Origin of the sequence: Mesorhizobium robiniae, assembly GCF_040545535.1 — a bacterium.
GTDB lineage: Bacteria > Pseudomonadota > Alphaproteobacteria > Rhizobiales > Rhizobiaceae > Mesorhizobium > Mesorhizobium robiniae.
In genome coordinates, this window is the sequence record NZ_JBEPMC010000009.1 from 177,496 (window position 1) to 194,535 (window position 17,040).

Consider the following 17,040-nt stretch of genomic DNA (forward strand, 5'->3'; position numbering starts at 1 on the left):
GCAGGTTCAAGGCCTGCCGAATGATTCCTCACCTAAAATGGTGAAATTTTCTGCCTGGCGCAAGTACACCCATCAATACCAGCCCACCGCCACCTGCGCCTCTTCCGACATGCGGTCGGGTGACCAGGGCGGATCGAAGGTCATGTTGACCTCGACGCCGGACACGCCTTCGACGGCGCCGACGGCGTTTTCCACCCAGCCGGGCATTTCGCCGGCCACCGGGCAGCCGGGCGCGGTCAGCGTCATGTCGATCTTGACCGAGCGGTCGTCCTCGATGTCGATCTTGTAGATCAGGCCGAGCTCGTAGATGTCGGCCGGGATTTCCGGGTCGTAGACCGTCTTCAGCGCCGAGACGATGTCGTCGGTCAGCCGCGCCAGTTCGTCGGCGGGAATGGCCGAGGCGGAAACCAGACCGTTGGCAGTCGTTTCCGAAGTGGTCTCAGCGGTATGGCTGGCATCATCCATGATCGTCACCCGAAAAACTTGCGCGCTTTTTCGAGCGCATCAGCCAAAGCGTCGACTTCGGCCCTGGTATTATACATGCCAAACGACGCCCTGCATGTGGAGGTTACGCCGAAGCGTTTCAACAGCGGCTGGGCGCAATGGGTCCCCGCACGGACAGCAACGCCTTGCCTATCGATCACCATCGAGACGTCATGGGCATGAATGCCTTGCAATTCGAAGGAGATGATGGCGCCCTTATCAGGCGCGTCGCCGAAGATGCGCAGCGAATTGATGGCCCGCAGCCGCTGATGGGCATAATCCTTCAGATCGGCCTCGTGGGCGGCGATGCGCTCGCGGCCGATCTTTTCCATGTATTCCAGCGCAGCACCCAGCCCGATCGCCTGCACGATCGGCGGCGTGCCTGCCTCGAAGCGGTGCGGCGGCTCGTTGTAGGTGACGATGTCTTCAGTCACCTCCTCGATCATCTCGCCGCCGCCCATGAACGGGCGCATGCGCTCCAGCATGTCCTTCTTGCCATAGAGCACGCCGATGCCCGAGGGACCGTAGACCTTGTGGCCGGTGAAGACGAAGAAATCGCAGTCGAGATCCTGGACGTCGATCGGCATATGCACGGCGCTCTGGCTGCCGTCGACCAGCACCGGAATGCCGCGCGCATGCGCGATACGGACGATCTCCTTGATCGGTGTCACCGTACCCAGCGCATTCGACATGTGCGTGATGGCGACGAGCTTGGTGCGATCGGTCAGCCGCTTCTCGAACTCCTCGATGTGGAAGACGCCGAGATCGTCGACCGGCACCCAGACCAGCTTGGCGCCCTGGCGCTCGCGGATGAAATGCCACGGCACGATGTTGGAATGGTGCTCCATGATCGAGAGCACGATCTCGTCGCCCTCGCCGATGTTGGCCATGCCATAACCATAAGCAACGGTGTTGATCGCTGCGGTGGTGTTCGAGGTGAAGACGATGTTGTCGGTGCTCGGCGCGTTGAGGAAACGGCGAACCGTCTCACGCGCCTTCTCATAGGCATCAGTCGCGGCATTCGACAGGAAATGCAGGCCGCGATGGACGTTGGCGTATTCCTGGGAATAGGCATGCTGGATGGTGTCGAGCACTATCTGCGGCTTCTGTGCCGAGGCGCCATTGTCGAGATAGACCAGCGGTTTGCCGTAGACTTCCCGCGACAGGATCGGGAAGTCGCGGCGGATCGCCTCGACGTCGTAGGGGATGTTTTCGACTTTCTGGTCCATCACAAGCTCTCTCGAAGCAGCGCCTCATTCCGTCCAGCACCCCTCATCCGACCGAGTTTCGCTCGGCCACCTTCTCCCCCTGGGGGAGAAGGTCAGGCGCTCACCCGTGCGCGACGAACCAGCCGTCGAGCCTCGTTTCCAGCGCCTCGACAATCGTTTCGTCGTCCAGATCCTCGATCACCTCGGCGACGAACGCCTTCACCAACAAGCCACGGGCCGACTTCTCATCGATGCCACGCGCCATCAGGTAGAACAGGTGGTTGTGGTCGATCTCGGTGACGGTCGCGCCATGGCCGCAGACGACGTCGTCGGCGAAGATTTCGAGCTCAGGCTTGGTCGAGAACTCGCCATCGTCCGACAGAAGCAGCGTGTTGCAGGCCATCTTGGCGTTGGTCTTCTGCGCATATTGATGGACGTTGATGCGGCCCTGGAAGACGCCGCGCGCCTTGCCGGTAACCACATTGCGGATCACTTCCGTCGAAGTCGTATGCGGCACGGCATGGTCGAGGACCATGGTGACGTCGGTATGGGTGTCACCAGCCAGCAGGTTGATGCCACGCAGCGTGAAATCGGCGCCTTCGCCTGTCGTCTTGACGACGACCTCCTGCCGCACCAGTTTGCCGCCGGCATTCATCACGAACAGCGTCAGCTTCGCACCCTTGCCGAGATGCGCCTTGAACTGGGCAAGATGCGTCGCCGTATCCGGCTGCTCCTGCACGATCAGCCACGTCACGTCGGCACCCGCGCCGAGCAGAAGCTGGCTGACCGAGCTGACCAATGCGGCGCCCTCACCCGTCTGGCGCTCGACGATAACAGCCTTGGCGCCGGCACCGACGCGCACAGTCAGGCGCACATGCGTCTGGCCGCCGGATTGCAGGTTCTGCAGTTCGATCGGCTTGTCCAGTTCGGTCCCGTCGGCGATGTCGACAAAATAGCCGTCGGCGACAAAGGCGGTGTTCAGCGCGCCGATCGCGTCATCGGCGCCATAGGTATCGAGCCCGGGCGCGATGCTGCCGTCGGTCAGTTTTTCCGACAGGCGCTGCACGGTAACGCCTTCGACGGCGGAAACCTTCGCGCTCGACACGCCGTTCAGCACCGGCAGAATGGCGGAGCCCTCAACGATCGGCGCAATGGCTTTCGGGGCGGCTGCGGGATCGAAGTCCGGAACCGAAGTCAGCAGGCGGCGCAGGTCGGTGTAGTGCCACGATTCGATGCGTCGCGTCGGCAGGCCGCCCTTGATCGCCTCGATGGCGTCATCGCGCTTCAGCATCACCGCGCCGTCGCCGGGCAGCAGCGACAGCCGCTCGCTGAAGGCGTCGATCAGCGCCGTTTCGGCCGGGGTTCGCTGGGGTTGAGTATGCATATTCATCAGTATCGCCTTGTTTGGCTTGCCTTCTTGGCCTTCTGGCATTTCACGCGGCTTGGCCGATCACGCCGGCATAGCCATTGGCCTCGAGATCAAGCGCCAGCGACTTGTCGCCCGACTTGATCACCTGGCCCCTGTAGAGCACGTGCACGCTATCAGGCACGATATGTTGGAGCAGGCGCTGGTAGTGGGTGATGACGACGATGGCGCGGTCCGGCGAGCGCAGCGCGTTGACGCCGTCCGAGACGATCTTGAGCGCATCGATATCGAGGCCGGAATCGGTCTCGTCGAGCACGCAGAGCTTCGGTTCAAGCAGCTTCATCTGCAGGATCTCGGCGCGCTTCTTCTCGCCGCCGGAAAAGCCGACATTGAGCGGCCGCTTCAGCATCGCCATGTCCATGTTGAGCGAGGCCGCCGCCTCCTTCACCCGCTTCAGGAATTCCGGGATCTTCAGCGGTTCCTCGCCGCGCGCCTTGCGCTGCTCGTTCATCGCCACCTTCAGGAACTCCATCGTCGCCACGCCCGGTATCTCCATCGGATATTGGAACGCGAGAAAAATGCCCGCCGTGGCGCGCTCGGCCGGATCCATTTCGAGGATCGACTGGCCGTTGTAGAGAATGTCGCCCTCGGTCACCTCATAGTCCTCGCGCCCGGCGAGGATGTAGGACAGCGTCGACTTGCCCGAGCCGTTCGGACCCATGATGGCGGCGACCTCGCCGGCTTTCACCGTCAGGTTCAGGCCGCGGATGATCTCGGTGCCGTCGTCGACGATGCGGGCATGGAGGTTTTTGATCTCAAGCATTTTTTGTTCGTCCTATTCGTAGCCGTACTCAGACATCCACCCGTCTCTCAATGGTAGTCACTCCAGATTCTCGTATTCGGATGAGGCTGATAGACATTCTCAATCTCATCAATGCTCTCATACAAATCCAGCCAGGTCGGATTTAGACCCTCAATCAGGTTCGTCTTCCATTCGCGGCGATAGCGTTTCAAAGACTTTTCGCGCTGAATCGCGAGAACGATGTTCGGGTGCCGTTCGAACCAAATCAGATTCTTTGCCTTGTATTTCGAGGTAAAACCTCGGTGCACATCATTACGGTGTTCCCACACTCGCCCATGCAAATCACTGGTTACGCCAATGTAGATAACTCCACGCGGCTTATCGGACATCATGTAGACAAAGCCGGTCATTTTCCCGCAGATGGCCGGTGCAACGCGCCAGCATCCTTAGACGTAGCGCCCTTAAACGTTGCGCCGTCATCCTTAAACCTGGCGCCGTCATCTCCGAGTTTCGCGCCGTCATCCTCGGGCTTGTCCCGAGGATCTGCTGTCCAACGAAGATGTGGAGCGATCCGTGTTGAGAGGCCGGTAGATCCTCGGGACAAGCCCGAGGATGACGACGCCACGTTTAAGGCTGGCGGCGCCAAATCCGAGGATGACAGTGCCAGGCTCAGAGATGACAACGCAAAGCCAGAGCTCATCATCCCACGCTCCCCTCGAGGCTGATGCCGATAAGCTTCTGCGCCTCGACTGCGAATTCCATCGGCAGTTGCTGGATGACGTCCTTGACGAAGCCGTTGACGATCAGCGCGATCGCCTCTTCTTCGGGAATGCCGCGCTGCATGACATAGAACTTCTGGTCCTCGGAAATCTTCGACGTCGTCGCCTCATGCTCGAACTGCGCCGTTGCGTTCTTGGCTTCCATGTAGGGCACGGTGTGCGCACCACACTGGTCGCCGATCAGCAGCGAGTCGCAGTTGGTGAAGTTACGAGCGTTGGTCGCCTTGCGGTGCGCCGAAACCTGGCCGCGATAAGTGTTCTGCGAGAAGCCGGCGGCAATGCCCTTGGAGATGATGCGGCTCGACGTGTTCTTGCCGAGATGGATCATCTTGGTGCCGCTATCGACCTGCTGATAGCCGTTCGACACGGCGATCGAATAGAACTCGCCGCTGGAATCGTCGCCGCGCAAGATGCAGCTCGGATATTTCCAGGTGATGGCCGAACCGGTCTCGACCTGAGTCCACGAAATCTTCGAACGGTGGCCACGGCAATCGCCGCGCTTGGTGACGAAATTGTAGATGCCGCCCTTGCCCTCGGCGTCGCCGGGATACCAGTTCTGCACCGTCGAATATTTGATCTCGGCATCGTCGAGCGCGATCAGTTCGACCACCGCGGCGTGAAGCTGGTTCTCGTCGCGCTGCGGTGCCGTACAGCCTTCGAGATAGGAGACGTAGGCCCCCTCCTCGGCGATGATCAGCGTGCGCTCGAACTGGCCGGTGTTCTTCTCGTTCATGCGGAAATAGGTCGACAGTTCCATCGGGCAGCGCACGCCCTTGGGCACGAAGACGAAGGAGCCGTCGGTGAACACGGCGGAATTCAGCGTGGCGTAGAAATTGTCGGAGGTCGGCACGACCGAACCGAGATATTTCTGCACCAGTTCCGGATGCTCGCGGATAGCCTCCGAGATCGAGCAGAAGATGACGCCGGCCTGCGCCAGCTCCTTTTTGAAGGTGGTGACGACGGACACGGAATCGAACACGGCATCGACCGCAACGCGGCCGGACTTATAGACATTGTCGCTGGGTTCCTCGAGTTCCGACGCATCGGTCTTCTGCACGCCGGCGAGGATTTCCTGTTCCCTCAACGGAATGCCGAGCTTTTCATAAACTTTCAACAATTCGGGATCGACGTCGCTCAGCGATGTCGGTCCCGGCGTGCTCTTGGGCGCCGCGTAATAGTAGAGGTCCTGGAAATCGATCTTCGGATAATGGACGCGCGCCCACTTCGGCTCGTCCAGCGTCACCCAGCGCCGATAGGCTTCCAGACGCCATTCCAGCATCCAGGACGGCTCGTCCTTCTTCGCGGAGATGAAGCGGATAATGTCTTCGCTCAGCCCTTTTGGGGCCTTGTCCATCGCGATTTCGGTCTGGAATCCGTATTTATACTGGTCGACGTCGATCTTTCGGACCCGATCGATCGTGTCCTGCACAGCAGGCATATGCGTTCTCCATCCACGCCGGGGTCAAGGCCCGGCAGTTTTCAAACTATGGCACCGCGAAACGAATGCCCGTGGGCAACCAAGGCGGCGTAAGTTCCATATAGTGCGTTCCTGCCGGAAATTCACCCGGCCACCACGAAACGCACGGCTCTACCAGGCCGAAAGGCCTGCATCATTCTGCCGCACTCAGGCAGCTTCTTCCCTGCCTGCGCGGCGCGAGGCGATACCTGTCAGCGCGGCACGGAACAGTTCAATGTCCTCGGCGCCCGTTGCGTGGCCGATGGACACGCGCAAAGCACCAAGGCTGTCACCGTGTCCCATGGCTTTCAGCACATGGCTCGGGCCAACCTTGCCAGACGAACAGGCCGATCCGGCCGACAGCGCGACGCCTGCCAGGTCGAAGGCGATCTGCGCCGTCTCGGCCTTGATGCCCGCAATAGCGAAGAATGTCGTATTGGCAAGCCTCGGCGCGCCGGTTCCGAAGATTTCCGCATCCGGGACCAGCGTTTTCACGATGGTCTCGATCTCGTCGCGGCGGCGACCAACCGCATCGATGCTCTTCAATCCGATCACGGCTTCCCGCGCCGCCGCCCCAAAACCGGCAATGCCTGCCAGGTTCTCGGTGCCGCCGCGATGGCCCTTTTCCTGGCCGCCGCCATTAATCAAAGGCTTCGGCATCATCAGGTCCGCGGCGGCAACGATGGCGCCGACGCCCTTGGGGCCGCCGATCTTGTGCGAGGACAGAATCAAATAATCCGCATAACCCGCTGACATGTCGATCGGAATGCGGCCCGCCGCCTGCACGGCGTCGACGACCAGGATGCCGCCCGCCGCCTTGACGATTTCGGCGATGCGGTCGATGGGCTGGATGACGCCGGTCTCGTTATTGGCCGCATGGATCGCCACCAGCGGCAGACCGTCCGCCTTGTCGTGACCGCCAAGTGCCGCCGCCAACGCGTCGAGCCTGACGACGCCGTCGGCGTCGACGCCAATGCGCGTCACCAGGGCTGGCGGAAAACGTCCGCCATTCAGCACACAAGGATGATCGGCTTCGCAGACATAGACCTTGCCCATGCGGACAGTGCCGCGGCCCATCTGCCAATCCGGCGCCAGCAGCGTCGAGGCGGCTTCAGTCGCACCGGAGGTGAACACGACATGCTCGGCCCTGGCGTTGACCAGTGCTGCCACATCGCGCCTTGCATTCTCGATCAGCCGCCGTGCGGCGCGACCTTCGGCATGGACCGACGACGGGTTGGCGGCGGCATCGAGCGCGGCAACCATTGCCGCGCGCGCCGCGGCAAGCAGCGGCGCGCTGGCATTGTAGTCGAGATAAGCGCGTCTTCCGGCCATTTTCGTTTCGATCGGTCCCTTCAATAGCCATTCCACTGGGATAGCGCGTTATTTCCTTGAAATTGCAAGGCAAGCCGTCCTATTTACGCGACTTGCGGCGCGGGTGGCCGAGCGACGATTTTTTCGGCCATCCAGTTTTGAACAATTCTAAACTAGCTTCTAGAAAGACGCTCGCCCTGCGTCAAGGCCATAGGAAGAGTTGTTCCGGGCGCCGCGCATTCATATGCCATGTGGAGTATTTTATGCCTGAGGTCATTTTCACCGGTCCGGCCGGTCGCCTGGAGGGTCGCTATCAACCTTCCAAGGAAAAGAGCGCGCCGATTGCCATCATCCTGCATCCGCACCCCCAGTTCGGCGGCACGATGAACAACAAGATCGTCTACGACCTCTTCTACATGTTCCAGAAGCGGGATTTCACCACGCTTCGCTTCAATTTCCGCGGCATTGGCCGCAGCCAGGGCGAATTCGACCACGGCACCGGCGAATTGTCGGATGCGGCCGCAGCGCTCGACTGGGTGCAGTCGCTGCATCCGGACTCCAAGAGCTGCTGGGTCGCCGGCTATTCGTTCGGCTCCTGGATCGGCATGCAGCTTCTGATGCGCCGGCCGGAGATCGAAGGCTTCATCTCGATCGCGCCGCAGCCCAACACCTATGATTTCTCGTTCCTGGCGCCCTGCCCGTCGTCCGGCCTCATCATCCATGGCGATGCGGACAAGGTCGCGCCGCCGAAGGACGTGCAGGGGCTGGTCGACAAATTACACACGCAAAAGGGGATCACCATCACCCAGAAGACCTTGCCCGGCGCCAACCATTTCTTCTCCAACGATGCGGACCTCCTGCTCCAAGAATGCGCGGACTATCTCGACCGCCGTCTGGCCGGTGAATTGTCCGACCCGCGGCCGAAACGGCTGAGATAGTCGGGAAACAGCGGTGTACCAGCCCCCTCATTTCCAGGAAACGCGGCAGGACGTGCTGCACGGGCTGATCCGGGCCCATCCGCTTGGCCTGCTGATTTCAAATGGAGCCGAGGGGCCGGTCGCCAACGCGATCCCGTTCCTGCTCGACGCCCCCTCCCTGCTCGACGCCGAAGTGCCGCCGAACGGCAGGTTGCGCGCCCATCTGGCGCGAGCCAATCCGCAGTGGCGACTGCTGGCCGAGAGCCCGGCATCGCCGGTGCTGGTCGTCTTCCAGGGCACCGACGCCTATGTGACACCGTCCTGGTACGAGACCAAGCGCGAGACCGGCAAGGTCGTGCCGACCTGGAACTACGCCATCGTCCAGGTGCGCGGCACCGTCAAGGTGATCGAGGACCAGGACTGGCTGGCCCAGCAGATTGCCGATTTGACCGTGTCACAGGAAGGTGCTCGCGAAGCACCTTGGGCAGTGACCGACGCACCAGCCACCTTCATCCAGTCGCAGATCAAGGGCATCGTCGGGCTGGAACTCGAGATCACTGATATGCAAGGCAAGTGGAAAGTCAGCCAGAACCGGCCGATTGCCGACCGTAGCGGTGTCGCCGAGGGGCTCGAGAGCGAGAGCCCGAACTCGCCCGACATGGTCCGGCTGGTACGGTCCTACGGCGGGCTCGACGGAGCCTGATCTTCGCCGCCGGCAGGTCGCTCAATCGACCTTCGTCATCGCTGCCTTGCGCTCATTGGCGATCAGCCAAAGATTGCGGATGTAGATGAACAGGCCCATGCCCTGGCCGGCGATGAACACCGGATCCTGCCGTTGGATGGCATAGATCAGCAGCAGACTACCGCCGAACAGCGAAAAGAACCAGAAAGCGATCGGCACCACGCTGCGCTTGGCTTTTTCCGATGCGATCCACTGCACGAGGAAGCGCATCGAAAAAAAGAACTGGGCGACGAAGCCGAGCAGAATCCACGTATCGAACTGCCTGACGAAAACCTCGTGAAGCCAGGTCATCAATTCCTGAAGCACGTTAGCCATGCCTGATTTCCTCTGTTTTTGGCATTCTCCGGCGCCTGCGGCGCAGCCACCAGACACCGGCGAGATCGAGCACTCCCTGCAGGCCGCGATCGAAGATCCCGTAATTCGACTTGCCGTGCCGGCGAGAGCGGTCGACGACGTCGCAATGCACGACCCGATACCCCTCCTGGATGACGAGCGCCGGAACAAAGCGGTGCGTGCCGTCGAAGAACGGCAATTTCCTGAGGATATCGGTATGGATCGCCTTCAGGCCGCAGCCCGTGTCGCGGGTCTCGTCATGGAGGATGGCCTTTCTCAGCCAATTGGCAAAACGGGAAGCCAGTTGTTTGATCTTGCTGTCACGGCGCTTCAGGCGCTCTCCTTGCGCAACACCGAAATCGGGACCGGCCTGCCGCAGGGCGTCGACCAGCACCGGAATGTATTTCGGATCGTTTTGGCCGTCGCCGTCGATCGTGGCGACGATATCGCCGCGGGCCGCCCATGCGCCCGAACGCACCGAGAGAGACTGGCCGGCGGATTTCTCATGCCTGAGGTGGCGGAGCGGAAAGGGGCGAAGTGCCGCCTGGGCGGCAAGCACCGAAGCGGTCTCGTCCGTCGAACCATCATTGACGACGATCACCTCGAAATCGCGTCCGGCCATCGCCGCCCCGATCTCGTCGAGCAGAAGCGGCAGGTTCGCCGCCTCGTTCCGGCAAGGGATGACGATGGATATCTCCGGCATGTCGCGTCGGGCTCTGTCACAGGATATGGCATTCGATTCGATGCCGTGCGGTGCCGTTCCAGCGGACTGGGTGCTGCAAGAACCCGCTGGCGCGGCGCCTCATTACGCCAGCCCAAACGATGAAGCAAGCATCTGCACGCTATCCGCGCGGCCGCAAAACCGGATTCTCCTTTTGCTGAGCGCGCCCCTTTTGCTGAGCGCGCTTGGATGCTAAACGCCCGCGTTCACGCATACCACGTCCGATCCGCTTCGGTTGGCCGCTTTCGGGAAAGAAAAGATGTCCGCCTTCAAATCCGATTTCCTGCGCATAATGAGCGAGCGCGGTTTCATCCATCAGATTTCGGATGATACCGGCCTCGACCAGCTTTTTGCCAAAGAAACGGTGACCGCCTATGTCGGCTACGACGCCACGGCGACCAGCCTGCATATCGGCAATCTGATTTCGGCGACCATGCTCTACTGGCTGCAGGAGACCGGCCACCGGCCGATCGCCCTGATGGGCGGCGGCACCTCGATGATCGGCGACCCTTCCTTCCGCGACGACCAGCGCCAGCTTTTGACGCCCGAGGCAATTGCTGCCAACATCGAGGGCATCAAGCGCATTTTCGGCCGCATTCTGCGTTTCGGCGACGGGCAGAACGACGCGATCATGGTCAACAATGCGGACTGGCTGATGAAGCTCAACTATGTCGAATTCCTGCGCGATGTCGGCCGGCATTTTTCGGTCAATCGCATGCTGACCTTCGACAGCGTCAAACTGAGGCTCGATCGCGAACAATCGCTGTCGTTCCTCGAATTCAACTACATGATCCTACAGGGCTACGATTTCGTCGAGCTCAGCCGTCGCTATGGCTGCCGCCTGCAGATGGGAGGATCCGACCAGTGGGGCAACATCATCAACGGCGTCGATCTCGGGCACCGGATGGGCACGCCGCAGCTCTACGCGCTGACCACGCCGCTGCTGACGACCTCGTCAGGCGCCAAGATGGGCAAATCGGCCAAGGGCGCGGTCTGGCTGAACGGGGACCTCTACTCGCCCTATGATTTCTGGCAGTACTGGCGCAACACCGAGGATGCCGACGTTGCGCGCTTCCTGAAGATTTTCACCCGTCTGCCGCTGTCCGAAATCGCACGGCTCGCCGCCCTTGGCGGCTCGGAGATCAACGAAGCCAAGAAAGTCCTGGCCACCGAAACGACAGCCATCGTGCACGGCCGCGAGGCAGCCGAGCAAGCCGAGGAGACCGCACGCAAGACGTTCGAAGAAGGCGCGCTGGCCGAAACGCTGCCGACCGTCGCGCTGGGCAGGGCCGACCTGGAAAGCGGCGTCGGAATATTGTCGCTGTTAGTCACCGCCGGGCTTGCCGCGTCCAACGGCGAGGCGCGGCGGCATATCCAGGGCGGCGCCGTGCGCCTGAACGACCAGCCTGTATCCGACGATCGCCGGTTGGTGACACTTCAGGATCTCGGCCCGGAAGAGGTCGTAAAACTTTCGCTCGGTAAGAAAAAACACGTTCTGGTGCGGCCGGTCTGAGCGGTCGGCCGCCTCACCGATACTCGAAGATCGACCTGAATATTCCAGGCGCGATCACCGACAGCGGATTGACGTCGAGTTTCGGCTTGTTGGCATCGCCCCTGAGCCGGTAGGTCACGCCGATCAGCCCGCGGTCGCGGCCGTTGCCGAGCAGCGCGCCGAAGAGCGGCAGTTCGCCAAAGATGCGATTGAGGCCGTAGACCGGCATAAACGTGCCGGTCATGTCCATGTTGTTGTTCCGGTCGTAGAGCGTGCCCTGGAAGGTGGTGCCGATGCGTGGACCGCGCAGTACGCCATTGGCCAGCTTGAGATAACCGTCGCCCTTTTCGATCTCGGAAAAGCCGCGCTCGAATTTCACTCTCGACGTGTCGATATTGGCTTTTACAGCCTCGTTGAGGCTGCGGCTGTCGCCCGCCGGCGTCGTCGACACGAGCGAGGCGAGCTTCGGCTCGTTGACCACGAAGAAGTCGCTTGAGTCGACCTGGCCCTTCATCGGCCCGTCGCTTGCCCCGGCAAGCGCCAGCGTGATCGAACCGCCCTCCATATGCTCGTAAATGTTGAGGAACCGCAGGATGGCGCCGGCATCGGCCGACGTCATGTTAAGGTTGCGCCTGCCGGCGCCGGTCGTATTGCTGATCCTTATGGCAGCACCCGAACTTGCCGTGGCACTCACCTTGAGACCGTTCACCCTGGAACCGGCGGCGCTGTAGTCGAGCTTCAGGTTCGACAGTGTCTCGTTGTGGAAGCCGATCAGGGAATTGACATCGGCGCTGACGGAAATCGCGTCGGAACCCGTGGCCTTGGTGGCGGTGTCGACATCGGACGTGAATTGCTTGATCAGCGAACGCGCATCCAGCTTGTTGCCGCTGATGTCGATTGCATAGCCCTTGCCCGATCGCTTCACCGATACGGCAACGTCGTCCCCCCGGTTCAACGTGACCTTGCTGAACCGCGCCGAGGACAGGGCGCCGTTGACCAGCACCACGCCGCCGTCGATCGAAAAAGTTTTTCCATTCAGGCCGAAATCGGACAGCGTCGTGGTGTCGGCGGACCTGGTCATGGCAAATGTAACATTGGCTGGGACGCCGGGTCCCTTGCTCCAGCCTGCCCAGGGAATGTTCAGCCTGGCATTGGTCAGGTCCGCCGAAACAGTCTGGTTGCTGCCACCGCTCTTGTCGATTGCAACCTTGATGGTTCCCGAAAGCAGCGCCGACAGGCCAGGCATGGCGGTTGCCCGCATCTTGTCGTCGAGCACCAGCGCCACTTTCCGGCTGCGTGGCGGCCCGGCATTGTTGAGCGGCTCGATCAGATCGAGCTCGGCTGGAATGCCGTTCAGCAGCGCCTTGGCTGATATCACGGCCCGATTGGGCTCGACGGTGATCGAACCGTCGGCGTCCGTCACCGCCTGGCCTTCGAACGGCTTGGCCAGCGACAGGTCTTTGTAATCGAGCGCCACCAGCCAATCGAGTTTCGAAGTGTCGACGCCGGACTGCAGCGGAATGTCCGCTCTCACGTGGCCGGTCACGGTACCGGACAGGTCGTCCGGCAGCAGGCCAACATGGCGCATGGCGTTGATAGGCTCGTAGGAGGCGAGCTCGGCGATTGCGGACGCCTCGCCGGCGACGTCGATGTCGAGCGCGCCGATCACCGGCGGGCGGTTTGCAGCCTTGACCGTCATCGTGCCGTTGCTCGCCGCCACCGTGCGGCCGCTCACCATATAGACGTTACCCGAGGAGAGCCTGACGTCGACGTCGTTGCCGTGGAATTCGACAACGCCGACGGCATCGCGTATCGGCGGAATGTGACCGGCCGTATCGAAGCGCGCTCCTTCGATCTGGAAACGGCCGAATACCTCGTCGTTGGATAGCGGAATGCCGTTGCCCAGGCGCCCCGGCACGACCTGGAACTGCAGGCTGGCGTCGACGACGTGGCCGCCGAACAGGTTCTTCAGCACCCAAAGGCGAGCATTTCGCGCGGAAAACCAGGGCCACAACTGCTTGACATGCGAGACCGGCATGTCGTGGAGGTTGAAGGCGACAGATATGCCCGGCACCTTTCCCTCGACGAACTCTACCGACGCCGTGCCCAGCGCCTCGCTGGCTCCCCCGGATCTGATCCCGATCTGCTCGGCCACGAGCTTATGGCTCCTGGTCTGATAGACGCCGGCGACGCGTGCGATGAAATCGAGCGCAGGTTCGGACGATTCCAAAGGCGCCAGTGTCGAGTGATCGCTGGTCAGATCGTAGCGGTAGGATGGCTCCTCGCCCGCCGTTCCAGTCGCCGGCTTCGGCCCGATCGAACCGGCGAAATCGAATGTCGAGCGACCGGTCCTGACCTGCAGCCGATCCACCTGGACCTTGTTGGCGCCGGCGACGAGCGTCGCATCGAGATCGACGTCGGCTGGAAGTATCCCGGCACGCGGACCGAAATCGAGTACGGAACCGGCAAGCGACAAGGAGGCCGTCAGCCGCGACGGGGTCTCGCCGGATCCCTCCGATCCAGCCAGCTTCAAGGCAATGGCGCCGATTTTTCCGCCTGGCGTCGCGGCAGCCTTGTCGGCCTCCGCTATCTCGATGCTGGCGTCCAACCCGGTCACGCGCCGCGTTGCCGTATCGCGGGTGGCTGAGGCAGCGATGGTAAGCGCCCTGCCGTCGACGTCCGCGTCGGATGAAAACTCCATGCCGCCCGGCTCGGACTGCGCAACTGACGCATCGGTGATCCTGACCAGCTTGACCGAGCCGGTCTCGGGCAGAACGAGGTCGAAATTGCTGAGGTCGATCTGGCGCATCGAATCCTCCCGCACCGCATCGAGCGCGTGGTTGACGTTGGCAAAGACCGCATCGGACAGTTTTTCCGGGTCGATGAGGCCATCGTCATTGCGCAGCGCCGCCGTCCAGTCGCCGCCCGACGGCATCGCCGCCATCATTATGCGGGCATCGGAAATCCTGGCGCTGGTGAGCCGCACCTCGCCCGAAAACAGCGGTATCAGCCTTATGCCGAAACGGACCCGCCCGGCATCGGCCATCGGTTTGCCGTCGGCGGTCTTGAGGCTGACGTCGCTGACCTGCAGCGCGATGAAGCTCGATCCGTCGAGCGTGAGACGGGCCGGCCCGACCGTAACGTCAACGTCGACGCCGGCCAATTTCTCGATGGCCGTTTCGGCTTCGGCCCGTAGCCGCTCGGCGCCGAAACCGGACATGCCGATCGCATACACAGCGACGGCGGCCAGCAGCACAAGGGCCACAAGGCCGGCAAATAGCCGCGCAAGAATACGAACGCCGCGGCCGATCGGCGCCTGGCCGAGCGGCGGTATGCGGCACGCGGACGGGAAGGTCCCCAGGTCTGTGATCTCATCACGCCTGAATCTGATCTTCTCGTGCTGCGGCTGCTCCTGATCCACGCAATTTTCCGTTGAACGAACTCGACCGGTGGACGAATCCCAGTTTGACATTATATCGATGCGGCTTGGCGCGTAACCACAAACAAGGGCATCGATATGGCTGATCTCGACGTCGGCGAGCTTGCGCCGCAATTCGAACTTCCCCGAGACGGTGGCGGATCACTCAGCCTCGCGGCATTGCTGGGAAAGCCGGTCGTACTTTACTTCTATCCGCAGGACGACACCACAGGCTGCACCACTGAGGCGATCGGCTTTACGCAGTTGAAGCCGGAGTTCGAAAAGCTCGGCGCCGCGGTCATCGGCCTGTCGCCGGACAGCGTCCGAAAGCACGACAAATTCAAATCGAAATACGGCCTCGCCGTCGATCTCGTCGCCGACGAGGATCGCAAGGTAATCGAAGCCTATCATCTGTGGGTCGAGAAGACGCTTTATGGCCGCCGCTATATGGGTGTCGAGCGTGCGACGTTCCTGATCGGCAGCGACGGACGGATTGCCAGGATCTGGCGAAATGTTCGGGTCAAAGGCCATGCTGAGGCGGTGCTGGAGGCGGTGCGCGCACTTTGACGGTGAGCCGATGGCGGCCTTGAAAGCCCCAAATGAAGCATGAGCCGCCAAATTCGACGCAACCAACGGTAAGGGAGTTGCGCTGAAGCAACCGACCGTTAACCTTAATGATGTGTAATCAGGCTGTCGTTGGTGTCGTAACGAAAGCTTGGTCCCGTGAACGTAGCCAGTCAGTCAACGGTCTTTGGCAGGCGCAAGGAGCCCCACACGGTCATTATCGCCCGGGGCAACGAGATAAGGCATTTCACCATACGGCCATGGGTTGCCGCGTTTTGCGGCTCCGCGCTGGCGGCGATGGCCATCGGTTATCTGCTGGCGACCTCCTACCTGGTGCTGCGCGACGACCTGATCGGCGCAACCACGGCACGGCAGGCGCGCATGCAGCAGGCCTATGAGGACCGCATCTCCGCGCTCCGAGCCCAGGTCGACCGGATCACCAGCCGCCAGCTTCTCGACCAGCAGCTCATGGAAACCAAGGTTGGCGAACTGCTGGAACGACAGACCCAGCTCAGCCTGCGCCATGGCCGCCTCGGCCCGATGCTCGAACGCACCGGGAGCGACGTTGGAACACCACCTGCGGCTAACGCAACCCCGGATAAACGCGCCGACGTGACCGATGCCCAGCCGCAGACCTATTCAGTTGCCAGCGTCGGCGCCGAACTTGGAGCCGGAGACACCAGGCCGTTCTCCTTGTGGTCGACCCGCTCCGATCCGCTGCCGAGCGACACGGCGGCCGACCGTGCCGACAGACTGTTCGTGTCGATCAACGAGTCGCTCAAGGCCATAGAGAGCCAGCAACTCACCCGCATCACTACGCTCGCCGACAACGCCTACAGAAACGCCGATGCGATTTCCCAGGCGCTCGAGTCGGCTGGCCTGCCGATCGACAGCGACTTCGGCAAGAGCGATGCCGGCGGCCCGCTGATACCGCTCGACAGTTCGATGGTGTTCAACAGCAAGGTCAAGGAGCTCGACGAGGCGCTGGACGCGCTTGACCGCCTGAAGACGGAAGCACGACGGCTGCCGCTCGCCAATCCCGCCCCCGGCCGTTCGGTCACCAGCCCGTTCGGCGTGCGCACCGACCCGCTCCTCGGCACCGCCGCGCTGCATTCGGGAATGGATTTCAGGGCGCCTACCGGAATGCCCGCCAAGGTCACGGCGCCTGGCGTCGTCGTCAAGGCCGGCTGGAACGGCGGCTATGGTCGCATGGTCGAGGTCGACCATGGCAATGGCTTTGCGACGCGCTATGGGCATCTCAGCAAAATCAGCGTGACGGTTGGCGAGAGGCTCAACGCCGGCGACGTTATCGGCAAGACCGGCAGCAGCGGCCGCTCGACCGGCCCGCACCTGCACTACGAGATCCGCCACAATGGCGAAGCCATCGACCCGCTGCGCTTCCTGAGGGTCGGCAAGAAAGTCGCGCAGTATCTCTGAAGCCCACCGGC

15 protein-coding genes are annotated in these 17,040 nt (G+C 61.9%); 5 read left to right on the forward strand and 10 right to left on the reverse strand.

Translation table 11 applies throughout. The features are described from left to right. Positions 1–72: 72 nt before the first annotated feature. From ABID19_RS24080 to ABID19_RS24110, 7 genes are all read right to left on the reverse strand, one after another. On the reverse strand, positions 73–465 hold the full coding sequence (locus ABID19_RS24080; RefSeq protein ID WP_292393203.1) for an SUF system Fe-S cluster assembly protein: 393 nt from the start codon (positions 463–465) through the stop codon (positions 73–75). 5 nt (positions 466–470) lie between these two features. Beyond that, a complete protein-coding gene (locus ABID19_RS24085) occupies positions 471–1,712 on the reverse strand; it encodes a cysteine desulfurase (RefSeq protein WP_354493411.1) in 1,242 nt (413 codons plus the stop codon). Positions 1,713–1,812: 100 nt separating this feature from the next. After that, complete coding sequence (gene sufD, locus ABID19_RS24090; protein ID WP_354493412.1) at positions 1,813–3,081, reverse strand: Fe-S cluster assembly protein SufD; 1,269 nt, start codon at positions 3,079–3,081, stop codon at positions 1,813–1,815. Between the two features lie 43 nt (positions 3,082–3,124). Next, positions 3,125–3,880, reverse strand: a complete 756-nt coding sequence (sufC, locus tag ABID19_RS24095; RefSeq protein ID WP_354493413.1) for a Fe-S cluster assembly ATPase SufC — start codon at positions 3,878–3,880, stop codon at positions 3,125–3,127. Between the two features lie 47 nt (positions 3,881–3,927). After that, entirely contained in the window at positions 3,928–4,269 is a 342-nt protein-coding gene (locus ABID19_RS24100; RefSeq protein ID WP_354493414.1) for a GIY-YIG nuclease family protein, read from the reverse strand. A gap of 289 nt (positions 4,270–4,558) precedes the next feature. After that, positions 4,559–6,076: a Fe-S cluster assembly protein SufB gene (gene sufB / locus ABID19_RS24105; RefSeq protein ID WP_354493415.1), complete on the reverse strand. Its 1,518-nt coding sequence runs from the start codon at positions 6,074–6,076 to the stop codon at positions 4,559–4,561. A gap of 186 nt (positions 6,077–6,262) precedes the next feature. Beyond that, complete coding sequence (locus ABID19_RS24110) at positions 6,263–7,426, reverse strand: cysteine desulfurase family protein (RefSeq protein ID WP_354493416.1); 1,164 nt, start codon at positions 7,424–7,426, stop codon at positions 6,263–6,265. 242 nt (positions 7,427–7,668) lie between these two features. Between ABID19_RS24110 and ABID19_RS24115 the strand changes: the two genes are divergently transcribed. Both ABID19_RS24115 and ABID19_RS24120 read left to right on the forward strand, forming a co-directional pair. Further along, the gene (locus tag ABID19_RS24115; RefSeq protein WP_027154148.1) at positions 7,669–8,343 is read left to right on the forward strand and encodes an alpha/beta hydrolase; all 675 of its coding nucleotides are present in this window, start codon (positions 7,669–7,671) and stop codon (positions 8,341–8,343) included. 13 nt (positions 8,344–8,356) lie between these two features. Further along, on the forward strand, positions 8,357–9,025 hold the full coding sequence (locus ABID19_RS24120) for an FMN-binding negative transcriptional regulator (protein ID WP_354493417.1): 669 nt from the start codon (positions 8,357–8,359) through the stop codon (positions 9,023–9,025). A 21-nt stretch (positions 9,026–9,046) separates the two neighbouring features. Here ABID19_RS24120 and ABID19_RS24125 read toward each other — a convergent pair whose 3' ends face one another. Beyond that, positions 9,047–9,379 (reverse strand): lipid-A-disaccharide synthase N-terminal domain-containing protein, encoded by a 333-nt coding sequence (locus ABID19_RS24125; protein WP_354493418.1) that lies wholly within the window; start codon positions 9,377–9,379, stop codon positions 9,047–9,049. Beyond that, positions 9,372–10,100 (reverse strand): glycosyltransferase family 2 protein, encoded by a 729-nt coding sequence (locus ABID19_RS24130; RefSeq protein WP_352934908.1) that lies wholly within the window; start codon positions 10,098–10,100, stop codon positions 9,372–9,374. Before ABID19_RS24130 ends, ABID19_RS24125 begins: the two co-directional genes overlap by 8 nt. Positions 10,101–10,377: 277 nt before the next feature. Between ABID19_RS24130 and tyrS the strand changes: the two genes are divergently transcribed. Beyond that, positions 10,378–11,631, forward strand: a complete 1,254-nt coding sequence (tyrS, locus tag ABID19_RS24135; RefSeq protein ID WP_354493419.1) for a tyrosine--tRNA ligase — start codon at positions 10,378–10,380, stop codon at positions 11,629–11,631. Positions 11,632–11,644: 13 nt separating this feature from the next. Here the strand turns inward: tyrS and ABID19_RS24140 are convergent, their stop codons facing one another. Beyond that, positions 11,645–15,031: a YhdP family protein gene (locus tag ABID19_RS24140; RefSeq protein WP_354493420.1), complete on the reverse strand. Its 3,387-nt coding sequence runs from the start codon at positions 15,029–15,031 to the stop codon at positions 11,645–11,647. A gap of 96 nt (positions 15,032–15,127) precedes the next feature. Between ABID19_RS24140 and ABID19_RS24145 the strand changes: the two genes are divergently transcribed. Continuing rightward, positions 15,128–15,595, forward strand: a complete 468-nt coding sequence (locus ABID19_RS24145) for a peroxiredoxin (RefSeq protein WP_354493421.1) — start codon at positions 15,128–15,130, stop codon at positions 15,593–15,595. Between the two features lie 156 nt (positions 15,596–15,751). Then, on the forward strand, positions 15,752–17,029 hold the full coding sequence (locus ABID19_RS24150) for a M23 family metallopeptidase (RefSeq protein ID WP_354493422.1): 1,278 nt from the start codon (positions 15,752–15,754) through the stop codon (positions 17,027–17,029). Positions 17,030–17,040 lie beyond the last annotated feature (11 nt).